A 16,808-nucleotide genomic window follows, 5' to 3' on the forward strand; every position below is an offset into this window, starting at 1 on the left:
CACAGGCTGCATTGCGACTATGCCAAACAACCGGACGTACATAAAAATATGAACGCAAGTGATCGGACACTGCTCTCATTGGACGTTCTCAACGAAACGTCTCACCGTTACCTGATGGTGCGCCATCGGACAGAAACGCTCGCGGCAAAGCTGACGGCGGAGGATATGGTCGTCCAGTCCATGCCGGACGCCAGCCCGACCAAATGGCATCTCGGCCACACGACGTGGTTCTTCGAGACGTTTCTGCTGATCCCCCACCTCACCGACTATCGTCCGTTCGACGATAGCTACGCCTTTCTGTTCAACTCATACTACGAGTCACTCGGTGCGCGTCAAGCGCGAGCGTTCCGCGGGCTGATGACTCGCCCGACAGGCGCGCAAATCACTCGCTACCGGCGCTACGTCGACGACCATATGCTGGAGTTGCTGAGCCGTACAAGCGTACCGGCACTAGATGATCTTCTGAGTCTCGGCTTTGCTCATGAGGAACAGCATCAGGAACTGATCCTCATGGACATTCTGCATCTGTTCGCCCAATCCCCCCTCCATCCCGCTTACGATGCCGCTCACCCGAATCCGCCGCCAGGACGCCGCGGCAAATATGTGACGCACCAGGGCGGTCTCACCGAAATCGGCCACGCGGCAGGCTCGTTTGCGTTTGATAACGAGGGACCGCGACATACCGTCTGGATCGCGCCGTTCGAAATCAGTGACCGCCTCGTGACCAATGGGGAATGGCTCGAGTTCATGAACGCGGGGGGATATGCACGCGCTGATCTCTGGTTATCGGACGGCTGGGCGATCGTGCAGCGCGAAGGCTGGAACGCACCGTTTTACTGGCGCCAGAGAGGGTCGAAATGGAGTGAGATGACACTTGCCGGATTGCGGAACATCGACCACGACGCGCCCGTCGGCCATATCAGCTACTACGAAGCGGCCGCGTTTGCGCTGTGGTCCGACGCCCGTCTGCCTACCGAGGCCGAGTGGGAATTGGCCGCGAGCCTCGGTTCCCTCGAACAGGTCGACGACGTAGCCTGGCAATGGACACAAAGCGCCTACAGCCCCTACCCCGGCTTCAAGGCCAGCACGGGTGCCGTAGGCGAGTACAACGGCAAGTTCATGGTGAGCCAGATGGTCTTGAGGGGCGGCGCAATCGTCACGCCTCCGGACCATACGCGTCCGACCTACCGCAACTTCTTTTATCCGCATCAGCGCTGGATGTTCTCCGGACTTCGCCTGGCGCGTGACAAAACCACGGCCGCCGCGCAGCCCCTCGATGCGTCCGGGTTCGAAGCAGATGTGCGAGCCGGCTTGTCGCGCCTTCCGAAAAGTCTCGCGCCAAAATACTTCTACGACGCCGAGGGATCGGCGCTGTTTGACGCGATCTGCGAAACACCGGAGTACTATCCGACCCGTACCGAGACCGCCTTGCTCACCCGCATTGCCGCAGAGATTTCGGCGGAGTTTCCGGCCGGTACGAGGCTCGTGGAGTTCGGCAGCGGCGCGAGCGAAAAGACCAACATCCTGCTGGATGCCGCGCCTAACGTGAGCACCTATGTGCCGATCGACATCAGCCCGGTCGCCCTGGAAGCGGCGGCCGCGCGAATCGCGGCGCGCTTCCCCGCGCTAAAGGTAACGCCGATTGCAGGGGACTTCACGAAACCGCTCGCGCTACCCGCTGCACACAATGCGGGGAAGGTCGTGGGCTTTTTCCCCGGCTCTACGATCGGCAATTTCACACCCGCCGAGGCCAGGGATCTGCTCACCGGCTTCCGGCAGTTGCTTGGCGACCATGCCCGGCTCATCGTCGGCGCGGACCTGATCAAGGATCAATCGACGCTCGAAGCGGCTTATAACGACGCACAAGGTGTCACGGCACAGTTCAACAAGAATCTGCTCAAACGCATCAACACCGAGTTGGGCGGCAATTTCAATCTGTCTTCGTTCCAACACCTTGCCATCTGGAACGCAGAACAAAGCCGCATCGAAATGCACCTGGTGAGCCTCGCGGATCAGATCGTACGCGTGGCGGGTCAATCATTCACATTTGCGCGTGGTGAGCGATTGCACACTGAAAACTCCCACAAGTTTTCAATCGAGTCGTTCAACCAGCTGGCAGCTCGTTCCGGTTGGCGCGTTTCTCGCCAATGGACAAGTCCTCAGCCGGAATTCGCCATCTTCGAATTGGTAACGGCCTGACAGCGCACCGCGCAAACATTTCACGATCAGACAACGGGGCGGACGGAAACACCTTGCTCCGTTGTCCCGAAGTGGACCAACGGCGTTGCACCTAGATGCGGCCCGCAAGCCACCTCGGCTATCGGTCTTCGGTCTCTGCGGTCCTGTCCGGCACAAAATCGGCCCCGTCCAGACGACTTCGCATGAATGTGACGACGTCGGCCAGCACCTCGTGGCTCGTCGCCAACGCGTCTCTTGATGTGCCTGGATACAGCCTGACCTCGGCGGACACCCCGGAAGCCATCAATCTATGCGCATACATCTCGGCCTCCACGTGAAGCCGGTCACTCGGCGTACTGACAATAAACGCCGGCGGCAAACGGGCAAGTCGCACGGAGTCGAGCGGCGCGGCATAAGGATGGAGTTGCAACGCCGGGTGCGGAAGATAGGCTCGGTAGCCGCGCTCACGGTGGCTGATGTCGATGCCCGACGAAATTCTTTTCTCTTCTGCGACGTGCGTCATGCTGGGGTCGAGGAGTGGCACAAGAAGCGCCTGAGCAGAAAGCGTGATGTCAGCGCGATCGCGCGCAATAGCCGCCACGCAGGTAGCGAGGTTGCCACCGGCATCGTGGCCGGCAACCCCAACCCTGAGTGGATCGGCCCATTGTGCACGGGCGTTGCTGACCGCCCAGGCCAGCGCGCGATAGCCATCTTCCGGCGCGGCGGGAAAAGGAAACTGCGGAGCGAGCGAATAATCCACTGAGAGAACCCAGGCAGGTGTGCCGCGGGCAATGTGAATAGCGGCCGTATGGGCGTCGTCGAGCGAGCCGCTATTGAATGCGCCACCGTGAAAATACAGTACGACGGCCAAAACCTTGCCTTTCGACGCCGGCCGATAGCTCCGCAGCGTAATAGGCTGCGCGTGCCCGGCGATGCGAACATCTTCGATACATAGACCCGCATCCCGCGTCAATATCATGTATTGTCAGGCGCGCGTGCGCCGCCTCCAGGCGTACAACCCAAGTTATTTTCCTGTTTGCAGGAGATGTACAGTAAAGCTTCGGCTCTTTTGAATTCTCATTCGCCGGCCTTACGAACTCATTCGTCCGATCCGGACCTCCGCCGCCATCACAGGATCACATCGCCAGTTCCGCAACATCACGCGGCGCGGGAACTTCGTGCAGAAGCGGTTCGTGCCGCCCGTCGCTCTTCTCATTGGAAAGCTGTGCGCAGCGGCCAAACAGTTCGGCCACCCAATCAACGAACACCCGCACAGTGGGCGATAGATGCCGGTTATGCGGATACACCGCGGAGATAGGCAATGGCATGGGTTTCCATTGCGGCAGCACCTCGACCAGCTCGCCCGATTGCAGATAAGGCAGCGCCATGAGACGCGGCGCCTGAATCAACCCAATGCCCTTCAAGCCGCCTGCGACGTAGGCGTCGACGTCGTTCACCGCGATCTTGCCGGGCATCTTCACGTCGACGGTCTCGCCTTCGACTATGAAGGTCAGATCCATGTTTCGGCCCGTACGGCCGAGGAAATAATTGACCGCAAGATGGCGCTGAAGATCGTCGAGCGTCTCCGGTGTGCCGTGCCGTTCCAGGTAGAGCGGACTCGCAACCGTCAAACGCTCAAAGATCCCGATGCGCCGCGCCACCAGAGTCGAGTCCTGCAAAGTTCCGATCCGGATCACACAGTCCACACTCTCCTGGATCAGGTCGACCGGCTTGTCGCTGAAACCCACCATCAACTCGATGTCCGGGTAACGCTCATGAAACTCGTCCAGTTGCGGCATCACAATCAGCTTGCCGATTGCTGTCGGCACATCGACGCGCAGTTTTCCGCGCGGCGCGCGCCGGCCATGCGACAACGAGGCTTCCGTTTCTTCGATATCGGCGAGAATCCGTACGCAACGCTCGTAATACGCGGCGCCGTCCGGCGTCAAACTCAGGCGCCGCGTTGTTCGATGAAGCAACCGGACTTTGAGGTGTGCTTCAAGGCTCTGGACGATAGTGGTAGCGGATGCACGCGGTATATCCAGCGTATCAGCGGCACGCGAAAAGCTATTCGTGTCGACAACCCTCGTGAACACCTTCATTGCATGCAGCCGGTCCATATCCAGATTCCTTGATATTGTTACCTCCGCACAGAAAACCGGACTGGTTGACGTATTGCGGATGCGGGAGCAATCAGCCTGCCGACTTGCCACCGTCAACGTTGATGGCATGCCCTCATGCCTTGCTTGCAGGCGAGACCGCATGGGAAATCGGCTTTGTGGACAGAATATTGAATGCTTCCCCGGCTGAAAGGAAAGACTTTATGGGCTGGTGGGAATGCCTCGGAAGCATGGCTCGAACCTGCCGCCTTCGTCGACTTTCTATTCCCGGCGGCATGTGGATCGCAATCGATTCATTCCAGAGCGCGATCGATTCATGAAGACAAGTCCATTGCCGGAACGTGAGAACGGACGCACTACCGAGTACTTTCCTATGACAGACGTTAGCAAGGCGCTCGATCATCTGCGGGCCGGAAAGGCACGTTATCGGATTGTCCTTAACAACTAACGCAGCACTGCCTCGCAGGAACACCCTGCTTCCGATCCGTGGCGCACGCAAAAGGCGCAGCCCCGGAGCAGAGCGTCGGCCTAGGCGCGCTGGCGAACTGTTGCGGGTTCGGCTAAACGCCGCTCACGCAATTCCGCGACGATGCCAGCGTGCCGGTGCCGATCCAGCCGGTAGCGAAGCAGCAACAGCACGCCGGCGATCGCGACCAGTGCAGCGCCCGGACCGTAGAAAAAGCCCAGCATGTCCAGCGTGTGCTGTGGCACGTGCACCTCCAGCCCGTTGCGCTTCGTCTGCTCGATGGGGAAGGCGATCGCGGTCAGCAGGACACCCGACAGAAACGTGCCGACGCCACTCGCCGCCTTGCTGGCGAGCGTCCACCCCGCGAAGAGAAGTCCTTCGCGGCGCGCGCCGAACAGGTATTCGTGCTCGTCCGCGGCATCGGCCATCATCGAATTGAACGCCACGGCAGCCATCGACATCAGCATGCCGCCAACAAACGTGGCGCCGGACAATAGCAGCGTCAGCGCCTGCCCCGTGAGCGGCATGCACCCGGCAAGCCGCAGCGACACCGGCGACGCCTGGATCAGAATCCAGCCGCACAGCCCGATCAGCACCGCGGTCCGCTTCTCGATCCGGCGCACGACCGGCATGCACAACGGCGCGCCGATCAGCGCGCCGAGCGGCAACGATATCGTGACCTGCTGAATCTGGGCGCCGGCCAGATGCCAGAAGAATGTGTTCGCGTGCAATCCCAACGCTTGCGTCATGCCGATCGCAGCGAAAAACAGCACGGAACCGAGGAATAAAATCCGGAAAGAGGGATTGCGCATCAGTTCGGACAATTCGCGCGCAAGCCGCTTGTCCATGGAGGAACGCTCGAGCGCCGGACGGTGGTGCAGATGGCGCGTCGTCCAGATGGTCAGGATCGCGCACGCACTCGCGGCAAGCACCAGCACGGCAAGAGTCTGCGCAAATGCGGAATACGCGTGCCGTTGCGCCAGCCCGTCGTGACCCTTCAGGAACACGCCGAAACCGATGCCAACGCCGGCGACCGCGCCGATCATCCCGGCCGCCCAGCGCCACGCCATGACGCGTGACCGCTCCACGAAGTCATCGCTCAACTCCGCACCGACTGCGAGGTAAGGCAGGTTGAAGAACGACATGCTGACGCGCACCGTCATCGACAACGCCATCAGGAGCACAAAAAGCGCCGTGGCACTGTGCCATTCCGGCAATGAGAAAAGCAGCACGAAACTCGTGCAGAGCAACGGCATCGCCGCCACCATGAAAGGCAGGCGGCGTCCCCATCGCGAATGCAGGCGATCGGACCATGCGCCAATCGTCGGATCCGCGATCGCGTCGACGATCAGGCCAATCGACGCGGCCAGTCCCGCGAGCGCGGCCGGCAAACCGCACACCGTCGTCACGTAGAACAGCAGAAATGTGTTGACGACATTCGTCATCGTGCCGTCGACGATCGCGCCCGCTGCGTAACCGAAGACTGTTCCCTTACCCAGTTTTGTGTCTGACTGCCCAGCGGCCATACGCTCTCCTGCACGGGGCAAAACACGTGGACGCGCTGCTGCAGCGGATTCCATGCCCTTACTCCTGTGATGCCGGCCCATTGCCGCGACAACAATGTCACGAAGACCAACTCTAAAAACAAAAAGTCCAGCCTGTTTGTTTGTGATTATCCCGTGTTTCGCGCTTTTCCTGCCTCCCCCGCGCCAACCGCTGAACGGGCTACGGGGAAGTCGCGTGTGCAGCAGTTTTCACGCGCGCTTTTTGCGCGCCGGCGCTTTCGCGGCCACGTCCGGATACAGCAATGTCATCATTTCGCCGAGCACGGCGACCGATTTTTCCACGTCGGTCCGGTCCCGTTTGAACAGTGCCTCCAGCAAAAGCCCCCGCATCGCGGCGACGAAAATGCGGTGCACCGATTCGCCGTCCGGGCGATCCCGCAGTCCGGCGGCATCGAGCCGTTCGACCAGCCACTGGTGCGCCCGGATGTCGATCGCACGCTGTATCGTCCGCAGTTTGTCGGCGAGTTCCTTGTCCGAACGCGACGCGAGCATGATTTCCATCACCGCCGTACCTGAAGGTCGGCTCATGATTTCCCACATCGTAGCGGGCAGGTCGAGAAGCATCTGCATCGGCGACATCTTCTGGACCGCCTTCCCGTAGAGGCGCGAGTCGTCCTCGAATACGGCGGTCACGACAGCCAGCATCAAGTCGGTCTTGGTCGGGTACTGGTGCGACATCGCCCCGCGGCTGACTTTGGCCTTATCGGCCACCATCGTGACGGTGGTCGCGCTGTACCCATACTGATGCAGGCACGCGATCGCCGCCGCAATCACCTTGGATTGCGTCTCGGCACTGCGCTCGGCCTGTGGCCGCCGCTGCCGAGGCGCCTTTTTCGACGCGTCGGCGCGGGCTTTAGCCGGCTTCGGCACCTTGTCTGTAGAGGTTTGCTTCATCGTAGATAAATTTGACACAGGGCATGGACCATCACGTTAGCGAAGCGGCCGCCTGCACCGACCACCGCCCCTGCCACGCGGGACACAACCAGGCGCATCGTCGGCCCAAACGCTCTGCATCATACCAGTGGGCACAATCGGCGCCACCCGTCACGACCGCGCTCAGAAAACCACCGTCGCACCGGTCGTGACCAGCAACGCAGGCTGATGCGACGGCGCCAGTACCGGCTGCGTCGTATAAGACACCGTGTTGATCCAGTACACGCCGCGTATGACGTGAAACGCGTACGAAAGCGAGACGGTATTGCTGCCCTCGATCGCCGGCACGTGGGTCGCGGCAAGCACATAACGCTGCACGTCCTTGCTCACCCATTGATGCGTATAGCCGAGGGTGACCATGTCATAGGGGCGTGACGCAAACGGGCCCAGGCTGTATAGCGTCGCGGTGACGTCGCGGCTGAATGCATTCTTGCTCGCGTCGGCGACGTCGACCTTGATGTCGGCATAAATACCACGGTACGAGTAGAACGAGTCGGGCTGCGTAAACTGCTTCGTGAAGGCGAGATAGAAACCCTTGTTGCCGTAGGTCGGGCGAGGCCGGCCGACACTATAGTCGAGATAGTCACTCGTGTTGTACAGGACGCCCGCGCGCAACCAGGTGGCGCGCACGTTCGGCGCTGCTTCGACACGGTAGCCGATTTCATCCATGAACAACGCGCGCGCACCCTCCACTCCGTTGATAGTCAGACCGATGGTGTTCTGGTCCGTATCTTTCTGGAACCCCTGCGGACTCATGCTGCGCGTAATCGCGAAGTGGTTGTAGAAGTGCAGATCAGGCGTGTACAGACGCAATTCGAACGTCGGAGCGGGCTTGATACTCGGGACACCAACCTCGTAGAACATGCTGCTCGCCGGCCCCAAAGCCGACGACGCGATCGACGTGCCGAGATGGCTGCCGTAGAAATCGTTCGCCGGCACGGTGAAACCGTACAGCACCCTCACCTGCTTATTGGCGAACTCCTGCTCGATCGTCAATTGCGAAAAATAGGCGCTGCGCACACCGGAACCGAGATAGCTGGACTCCGCCCATGCGCCGCCGACCGTGAACTGCGCGTTCTGGCCGAAACCGACGCGCGAGAGGTCGTAGGTGAGAATCGCCAGCGTAGTCTGAGCGTAGGTCGGCCGCTGACCGTTGTATGTCTGCGGAACACTGCTGTCCGGGTGCAGTACGTCGTATGTCAGCGTCGATAAGTCGCCCGCCTGGAATAGCCAGCCATTGTCCGCCATTTTCTTGCGGAGTCCGCCCATTTCCGGCGACAGGCTGTCGCAGGTGCTCGCTAGCGGCGTCTCGTTTCCCCTTGTGCGCATCTGATCGTATGCAACGCAATTCGAGGATTGCGCCGCACGCACGATGCTGTCGTCGGCTCTTGCGTGGATGCCGCTCAGCGCGAGCGCCATGCCAATGCCTGCGCTTCGGAGCGCCTTGCGCGCATGGCGTATGCCGCGCCGTCCGTCAGCCGGCAGCGCCGTCCGCGCCAAATGATCTGTGCCTGCGCCGTCGGCTGCGGTCGCGGCGGATCCCCATGTCCGGGTCGTACTCATGCGTCACTGTCTCCGTGTCCAGGATTTTTTGAACCGGCTTAACCGGTGGCCACACGGTAGCCCAAAACTTAACAAACAGACAAGGCTGTTTTGTTATGATGCGGGAAACCCCTGGATATCCGTCCGTACATTTCGCAACTCACAAACAAACAGTATTGTCTGTTTCTTAACATACTCGTATGATTCGCCGAATCACGAGCGAATGCCGTGCCGGGAGCGAGTCCGTACAACCTCTCATCGTGCCCGCGACGCTCCAGCATCTTCACCGCATCTGAGGACCCTCGTTCACATGGAATATTTTGACATTCTGATCATAGGCGCCGGCATGTCCGGTATCGGAGCGGCATACCATCTGCAACACCTCCTTCCCGGCAAGCGCTACGCGATTCTCGAGAGCCGCACGGAGCTCGGCGGCACGTGGAGCCTGTTTCGCTATCCCGGCATCCGTTCAGACTCCGACATGTACACGTTCGGCTATGGGTTCCGGCCGTGGACCGGGGAAAAAACGATTGCCGATGGCGAGTCGATCCTCACCTACGTGCGCGATACGGCGAAAGAATATGGAATCGACCGGCACATCCGCTTCGGCCAGCGTGTCGTGTCGGCCGCGTGGTCGTCGCCGGACGCATGCTGGATCGTCGAGGTCGAAACAGTTGGGACAGGTGCCTCCGTTCGCTATCGCTGCGGCTTCCTGTACCTGTGCAGTGGCTATTACGACTACGAAAAGGGGTACACCCCCACCTTTCCCGGTCAGGACGCCTTCGCCGGCAAGATCATTCATCCGCAGCACTGGCCCCAGGATTTCGACCATACAGGCAAGCGCATCGTCGTCATCGGCAGCGGCGCGACGGCCGTCACGCTGATTCCTGCGTTGTCCGACCGCGCCGCGCAGGTCACGATGCTGCAGCGTTCGCCGACCTACATCGCCCCGCTCCCGGCACGCAACGCCTTCGCCGACCGGCTGCGCCGGATGCTGCCGGCACGCAGCGCACACCAGCTCATACGCGCCCGAATCGTCGCCGTGTCGATGTTCTACTATCAATTGGCGCGCCGTTTCCCGTCGCTCGTGAAGAAGATGATCCGGCGCAGCCAACAGCGCTTCCTGCCTGCCGACTACGCATTCGACACGCACTTCAATCCGAGCTACGACCCGTGGGACCAGCGCGTATGCGTCGTGCCCGACGGCGATATGTTCAAGGCGATCGCGAGCGGCCGCGCAGCGGTCGTCACCGACCACATCGACGCATTCGAGCGCGACGGCATTCGCCTGAAGTCCGGGCGCACGCTTCCTGCCGACGTTATCGTCACGGCCACGGGACTGAAACTCAAGGCATTCGGCGGCATCCGCATGACCATCGACGACGTGCCCGTCGAACCGGGCAGCACCTACACCTATCAGGGCGTCATGCTCGGCAATGTGCCGAACCTGGCATTCTGCGTCGGCTATATCAATGCGTCGTGGACGCTGCGCGCCGACCTGTCGTCGGCGTTCGTCTGCCGCGTGCTGGCCCATATGGACAAGCATGGCTTCAAGAAGGTCCGCCCGGTCGCGGATCACGACGCGCTACAGCCGCCGCGCCCGTTGCTCGGCTTCAATTCGGGCTACGTGCTGCGCTCGGTCGACGCGTTTCCGAAACAGAGCGACCGCGCGCCATGGCGTCTGCGGCAGAACTATCTGCTCGATCTGCTCGGCCTGCGACTCCGTCCGCTCAACGACGGCGTTCTCGCGTTTTCGCGCCGAGGCGCCGAGCACGGCACGGACCGGCAGCGTTCGGCTACATGACATGCCGTCGTGCGGGCTTCCGTTCATCCTGCAGACCCGCATGCACGTTCCTCCGTCCTTTTCATTTCGAGTCATTGATATGCAGACTTTCCAGGGCAAAGTAGCCGCTATCACCGGCGCCGGCTCCGGCATAGGCCGTGAGCTTGCCATCCAGCTGGCGGCGCAAGGCTGTCATCTGTCGCTTGCGGACCTGGACGAGACGAACGTCTCCGCCACCGCCGCACTGGCGCGCGACACCAACCCCGCGGTCCGGGTCACCGTCAGCACACTCGACGTTGCGGACCGTGAGGCCGTATTCGCCTGGGCGGAACGCACCGCGAACGAGTACGGCAAGATCAATCTGATCTTCAACAACGCGGGCGTCGCCCTGTCCGGCACCGCGGAAGCCACGACGATCGACAAATTTACATGGCTGATGAACATCAATTTCTGGGGTGTCGTGCATGGCACCCAGGCGTTCCTTCCCTACCTGAGGGCGAGCGGGAACGGCCACGTCGTCAATACGTCGAGTCTTTTCGGCCTGCTCGCGGCGCCTGGATCGTCCACCTATAACGCCGCCAAATTCGCGGTGCGCGGCTACACGGAATCGCTGCGTCAGGAACTGGATCTGATGCGCTGCGGAGTTTCGGCGACCTGTGTACTGCCTGGCGGCATCAAGACGGCGATCGCGCGCAATGCCCGAACCGACGCGAGTATCGCGGCGCTCGGGATCGACCCGGCCACGCGCACCGATAAATTCTCGAAGAATCTCGTGACCAGCGCCTCGCGCGCGGCGGGAATCATTCTCGCCGCCGTACGGCAGAACAAGCGACGCGTGCTGGTGGGCAAGGACGCTGTCCTGCTCGACAAGATCCAGCGCGTTTTCCCTTCGGCCTACGCGGGTGTGATCCGTCTGATGATGCGTCGCACCTATGGGATCTGAACGGTAACCCGGCTTTTCAAGGAGTCTTCCGGATGCACCTCGTCCCGCTCGCCGTCATGACCGGCATTGTCGCGATACTGCCGATCGCCTGCCTTGCCGGTCTTGCCGCCTTCGCTGCCTTGCTGACCTTGCGCGCAAACGCGCTCGTGCCACCCGACGGTCGCTTCATCGACGTCGGCGGTGTGAAGTTGCACTATCGCGACCGCGGCTCGGGCCCCGCCGTGGTCATGGTGCATGGGCTAGGCGGCAATGCCCGCAATTTCGAGGCGCTCGCCAATGCGCTGGCCGACACCCATCGCGTGATCATGGTGGATCGTCCCGGCTGTGGACATTCGTCCGTCAGTACGGGGATGCACCTGCCGCTGCGTGCCCAGGCCGCCGTCATCGCAGGCTTCATTGCAGCACTCAAACTGGAGCGCCCGCTACTGGTCGGACATTCGCTCGGCGGTGCGTTGTCGCTTGCGCTTGCCCTCGAACACCCCGGGTGCGTGCGCGGACTCGTGCTGATTTCGCCGCTGAGCCAGGTCATGCACTCACCACCACGTATCTTCAGAGCACTGCATATCCGTTCGACGCACATGCGCCGACTCCTTGCGTGGACCCTGATGGCGCCGCTCGGATTGCGGCGCCGGCGTGCGGTGCTGAGCGCCGTCTTCGCGCCGGAGCCCGCGCCGCCGGATTTCGATGTCGTCTTCGGCGGGCTGCTGGGTTTGCGTCCCGCGAGCTTCGTCTATGCCTGCGCGGACATGACGAGCGCGCCCGACGAGTTGGCCATAGTCGCGCCGCGCTATGCCGAGATTGCGCTTCGCACCGATATCGTCGTCGGCCGGCGGGACGTCATCCTCGACCCCATCCTTCACAGCGCGGGCCTCGCCGACCGCTTGCCCAACGCGCACCTCTCCTTGATCGACGGTGGACACATGCTGCCGATCACGGCAGCCGGCCCGATCGCCGCACTGATCCGCGACCTGTCGCCGCTTTCGCGAGATGCCGCCTGAAAAGAGCTGGGAACACAATCCGCCGCATCACACCGCGGTCATGAACCTGAGCGTGCACCGTTCGACGGTGCGCCTTCCACTGATGGAGATACGATCTTGACGCTTCCCGTTCGCCAGCCCTCACCCTATGGGCATTTCCTCTGGGGAACCGCGATTTCAGGACACCAGAGCGAGGGCAACAACCTCAATTCGGATATCTGGCTCGCCGAACACGTGCAGCCTACCGTCTTCAGTCAGCCGTCGCGCGACGCATGCGATAGCTACCACCGCTATGCCGAGGACATTTCGATCGTCGCCGATCTCGGTCTCAACTGCTATCGGTTCGGTATCGAGTGGTCGCGCATCGAGCCCGAGCCCGGTCAGTTTTCCGCCGCGGAGCTGGATCGCTACGCGCGCATGATCGACCTGTGCGTCGAGCGTGGAATCGCGCCGATGCTGACCTACAGTCATTTCACGGTGCCGCGCTGGTTCGCCGCGCGCGGCGGCTTCGAAGTACCGGACTCGGCGGATCTGTTCGCGCGCTATGCGGAGGTGGTCACGCGCCGCCTCGGCGAGCACGTCGTCGCCGCCACGCCGTTCAACGAAGCGAATATCCAGCGCCTGATGAGAACGTTGCTGCCGAACCCGGCGGCCCGCCCCGTGATCGACGCCATGTTGGCAGCCTGCGCGAAGCAATGTGGATCGGCAAGGTTCTCGTCACTGCTGTTCGCGGAGGTGGAAAAGACCGAGGCCCATCTCGTCGATGCCCATCGCAAAGCGACGCAGGCGATCAAGGCCGGTCCGGGGAATTTTCCCGTGGGCGTCAGCCTGACGATGCAGGACATTCAGGGCATCGGCGAAAACAATCTGGCGGGTGCCGTCATCGACAGCCTGTACGGCCCCTGGCTGGACGAGGCGGCAAACGCGGATTTCATCGGCGTGCAGACTTACACACGCGTGCGGGTCGACGCGCAAGGCCATGTCTCGCCGCCTGCGGATGCCGAAATGACCGAGGCGGGCTATGAGTACTATCCGCAAGCGCTCGGCTCGACCATCAGGTTCGCCGCGAAGCGAACCGGCAAGCCGGTCTACGTTACCGAAAGCGGCATCGCGACCTCCCACGACACGCGCCGCGTCGCCTTTATCGACGCAGCGTTGAACGAGCTGCAGAACTGCATCGCGGACGGCATCGACGTGAAAAGCTATATTCATTGGTCGCTCCTCGACAACTTCGAATGGTCATCGGGGTACAGCCAGCATTTCGGCCTCGTCGAGGTCGATCCCACAACGTTCAGGCGCACGCCGAAGCCGAGCGCGCATCACCTCGGCGCCCATGCGCGCCGGTCGCTGGAAGCGGCGCGCTGAAGCAGCGCTCACTCTGCATGATTTCGATGCCGGCCTGAGAATGGTGTTCTTCTCGTCGCCGGGCATTGGATGGAAAACAAACGCAATCGAAACGAGGACGAATCCATGACTTCTCTCACGACTCCCCTTCCCGAAACCCTCGGCCTCTCGTCCGCAGGTCTCGACCGCGTGGACGCGGCGCTTCTCGACTATATCGAGCGTGGTGCGCTCGCGGGCGCCGTGACGCTCGTCGCCCGTCACGGTCAGATCGTTCGCGTGCGCGCGCTCGGCAAGAAGGATCTGGCCAGCACGGAACCGATGCGCGAGGACACTATCTTTCGCATCTTCTCGATGACCAAACCCGTCACCGGCACCGCGATGATGATCCTTCACGACGAGGGCCGATGGCATCCCGACGATCCGATCGCGAAGCACCTGCCCGAGTTCGAATCGGTTCAGGTCTACGCCGGTACGAACGCCGACGGTGAAATGCAGTGCGTGCCGCCCGACCATGCGCCGACCCTCGGTGAACTGATGACGCACACCGCAGGTTTCTCATATGGAACACGCTTTGTGGATCCCGCCGATCCTGTCGGCTCGCTCTATAAAGACACCGGCATCTGGAATGCCGTGAACCTGGACGCGTTCGTGCAGCAAGTGGCACGGCTTCCGCTTGCCTATCAACCGGGATCGAACTGGCGCTACAGCCTTTCAATGGATCTGCAGGGTGCGATCATCGAGCGCCTGAGCGGCCAGTCGCTTCCCGACTTCATGCACGAAAGGATCTTCGCGCCGCTCGGCATGCACGACACCGCATTCCATACGCCGCCGGAAAAGCGTCACCGCCTCGCGACGCTCTACGCCCAGGAGGGCAACTCGGGCCTGATCGTCTATCCCAACCCCCTGACAAGAAGCGATTGGGATCACCCGCCTTCAATGCCGCTTGGCGGAGCAGGACTCGTTTCAACCGCGCACGATTACGCACGCTACGCGCAGATGCTCCTCAACAAAGGGGAACTCGACGGAAAACGCATCGTGAGCCGCGCCGCGAGCGAGCAACAGATGACGGCCCGCCTTCCCGACACGATGCTGCGCGACGGCATCAAGACGGGACATTACACGCTGCGGCCGGGATTTTCGTATGCGTACAACGGCGCGGTGGTCACCGACCCGACGCTCGCAGGCATGCCCGTCGGCGCCGGCACCTATCAATGGGACGGCGCTGCGGACACCTGGTTCTGGGTCGATCCGTCGAACGATCTGGTGTTCATCGGACTCGTGCAGCTCCTTTCGTTCAGCGCGCCGCCTTTGCAGCGGATTACGCAGGAATTGATCGCGGACGCGTTGATCGCATGATCGCCCGCCCAGGCGAGCGGGCCCGCGATCTTCTTCATCTTCACTGGCTGGCATCGTCTTTTCATCGACGCCACCTGGCGGTGGACGGCTCTACCAGATCATCCTTATTTCCATAGCGCACACCGCGTCTGCGATTTCTGGTTGAACGCCCGCTCGCCGGGTATTGTTGCGATGACTTTGTAGTAGTCCCACGGCTCCGCCGATTCGGACGGCGTTTTCACCTGCATCAGGTACATATCGTGAATCATGCTGCCGTCCTGACGGATGTAGCCCTTCGCGTAGAAATCGTCGATTCGGGTCTTGTGCAGTTGTGCCATGATCCTGTCCGGATCGGTCGTGCCGGCCGCCTTCACCGCGTTCAGGTAGGTCGTCACGGCCGAGTAGTCGGCGGCCTGCAGGCTCGACGGCATACGCTTCGTTTTGTCAAAGTAGCGATGCGCCCACGTGCGCGCGGCGGTGTCCTTGTTCCAGTACCAACTGTCCGTCAGCACAAGGCCTTGCGTGGTTTCCAGACCGAGGCTGTGAATGTCGCCGATGAACATCAGCAACGCGGCGAGCTTCATCGTCCTGGTAATGCCGAATTGCTCGGCGGCCTTGATCGCGTTGACCGTATCGCCGCCGGCGTTCGCGAGGCCGAGAATCTGCGCCTTCGACGCTTGCGCCTGCAACAGGAACGACGAGAAATCCGAGGCCGACAGCGGGTGGCGCACAGCGCCCAGCACCTGGCCGCCGTTCGCCTTCACCACGTCGGATGTGTTCTTTTCGAGCGCCTTGCCAAACGCATAGTCTGCCGTGAGGAAGTACCACGTCTTGCCGCCCTGCTTCGTCACTTCCGAACCCGTGCCGTTGGCAAGCGCGGTCGTGTCGTACGCGTAGTGCACCGTGTACGGCGTGCACTGTTCATTGGTCAACGCGTCGACGCCCGAGCCGACGTTGAAGTACACCACATGCTTTTCGCCCGCGACCTGGTTCATCGACAAGCCGGTCGCCGAGTTCGTGCCGCCAAGCAGCATGTTCAGGGCATTCCGGTCGACCCATTCACGCGCGCGCGACGCGGCGATGTCCGCCTCGTTCTTATGATCGGCATAGAGCAGCTTGATCGGCTTTCCGTTCACTTGGCCGCCGAAATCCGCGATCGCCATGCGTACGGCCTCGAGGCCGCCAGGACCGTCATTGTCTGCGTATAGGCCCGAGAAGTCGGTGACGAAACCAATGGTAACGGCGTCGTCCGCGGCTGGCGTCGCGCCAACCGGAAATGCGACGGCGAAGCTCGCAGCGAAGGAAAGCGAAACGAAGCGCACGATGCTCGTCTTTTTCATTTCTTCTCCAGGGTATCGCGAGCAACAGCACCACCAACAGCGCCACCTGTAGCCGAAGCGAAATAGATGCACTGCCTTATCGGAGCGGAAGCCCATTCACGCCTGAGCGATCGTTCTGCCCATCGGATAAGACGTGCATTTTTAAGTGCTCGCTAAGGATCGATTCCAGCGGCTGGCATTGCTGTGGTCCTGCTGCAGTCGCAGCATTCGTCAACCAGAACGGTATAACGCGTTCTGGTTGAGCGAAGTCTACCAGTCTCAGACCACCCTATCGACCACCGT

At 61.6% G+C, this 16,808-nt stretch carries 12 protein-coding genes and 1 pseudogene; 7 read left to right on the plus strand and 6 right to left on the minus strand.

Features of this window, described 5'->3' with window-relative positions; translation table 11 throughout:
- Positions 1-48: 48 nt before the first annotated feature.
- Positions 49-1,248 (plus strand): annotated as a pseudogene (gene egtB, locus PQQ95_RS24145) (ergothioneine biosynthesis protein EgtB); the annotation flags it as partial.
- Positions 1,249-1,299: 51 nt separating this feature from the next.
- Positions 1,300-2,199: an L-histidine N(alpha)-methyltransferase gene (gene egtD, locus PQQ95_RS24150; protein WP_408441770.1), complete on the plus strand. Its 900-nt coding sequence runs from the start codon at positions 1,300-1,302 to the stop codon at positions 2,197-2,199.
- A gap of 118 nt (positions 2,200-2,317) precedes the next feature.
- On the opposite strand, the gene PQQ95_RS24155 is transcribed toward egtD, so the two are convergent.
- The 5 genes from PQQ95_RS24155 to PQQ95_RS24175 form a co-directional block, all read right to left on the minus strand.
- The gene (locus PQQ95_RS24155) at positions 2,318-3,157 is read right to left on the minus strand and encodes an alpha/beta hydrolase (protein ID WP_408441603.1); all 840 of its coding nucleotides are present in this window, start codon (positions 3,155-3,157) and stop codon (positions 2,318-2,320) included.
- 157 nt (positions 3,158-3,314) lie between these two features.
- Complete coding sequence (locus PQQ95_RS24160) at positions 3,315-4,298, minus strand: LysR family transcriptional regulator (protein WP_408441604.1); 984 nt, start codon at positions 4,296-4,298, stop codon at positions 3,315-3,317.
- A gap of 528 nt (positions 4,299-4,826) precedes the next feature.
- The gene (locus PQQ95_RS24165; protein WP_408441606.1) at positions 4,827-6,290 is read right to left on the minus strand and encodes an MFS transporter; all 1,464 of its coding nucleotides are present in this window, start codon (positions 6,288-6,290) and stop codon (positions 4,827-4,829) included.
- Positions 6,291-6,518: 228 nt separating this feature from the next.
- Complete coding sequence (locus tag PQQ95_RS24170; protein ID WP_408441608.1) at positions 6,519-7,223, minus strand: TetR/AcrR family transcriptional regulator; 705 nt, start codon at positions 7,221-7,223, stop codon at positions 6,519-6,521.
- 162 nt (positions 7,224-7,385) lie between these two features.
- Complete coding sequence (locus tag PQQ95_RS24175; RefSeq protein WP_408441611.1) at positions 7,386-8,825, minus strand: carbohydrate porin; 1,440 nt, start codon at positions 8,823-8,825, stop codon at positions 7,386-7,388.
- A gap of 202 nt (positions 8,826-9,027) precedes the next feature.
- Between PQQ95_RS24175 and PQQ95_RS24180 the strand changes: the two genes are divergently transcribed.
- The 5 genes from PQQ95_RS24180 to PQQ95_RS24200 all read left to right on the plus strand — a co-directional run bounded on the left by PQQ95_RS24180 (position 9,028) and on the right by PQQ95_RS24200 (position 15,207).
- Positions 9,028-10,608: a flavin-containing monooxygenase gene (locus tag PQQ95_RS24180; protein ID WP_408441614.1), complete on the plus strand. Its 1,581-nt coding sequence runs from the start codon at positions 9,028-9,030 to the stop codon at positions 10,606-10,608.
- A gap of 79 nt (positions 10,609-10,687) precedes the next feature.
- Positions 10,688-11,530, plus strand: a complete 843-nt coding sequence (locus PQQ95_RS24185) for an SDR family NAD(P)-dependent oxidoreductase (RefSeq protein WP_408441616.1) — start codon at positions 10,688-10,690, stop codon at positions 11,528-11,530.
- 32 nt (positions 11,531-11,562) lie between these two features.
- Entirely contained in the window at positions 11,563-12,528 is a 966-nt protein-coding gene (locus PQQ95_RS24190) for an alpha/beta fold hydrolase (RefSeq protein WP_408441619.1), read from the plus strand.
- A 96-nt stretch (positions 12,529-12,624) separates the two neighbouring features.
- Positions 12,625-13,872 carry a glycoside hydrolase family 1 protein gene (locus tag PQQ95_RS24195; RefSeq protein WP_408441622.1) on the plus strand — a complete coding sequence of 416 codons (1,248 nt, stop codon included), beginning with the start codon at positions 12,625-12,627 and terminating at the stop codon, positions 13,870-13,872.
- Positions 13,873-13,977: 105 nt separating this feature from the next.
- Positions 13,978-15,207, plus strand: coding sequence for a serine hydrolase domain-containing protein (locus PQQ95_RS24200; RefSeq protein ID WP_408441623.1), 1,230 nt, complete (start codon positions 13,978-13,980; stop codon positions 15,205-15,207).
- A gap of 104 nt (positions 15,208-15,311) precedes the next feature.
- Here the strand turns inward: PQQ95_RS24200 and PQQ95_RS24205 are convergent, their stop codons facing one another.
- Complete coding sequence (locus PQQ95_RS24205) at positions 15,312-16,526, minus strand: ABC transporter substrate-binding protein (RefSeq protein WP_408441625.1); 1,215 nt, start codon at positions 16,524-16,526, stop codon at positions 15,312-15,314.
- Between the last annotated feature and the right edge of the window lie 282 nt (positions 16,527-16,808).

The organism is Paraburkholderia caffeinilytica (assembly GCF_046030355.1).
Lineage (GTDB): Bacteria > Pseudomonadota > Gammaproteobacteria > Burkholderiales > Burkholderiaceae > Paraburkholderia > Paraburkholderia caffeinilytica_B.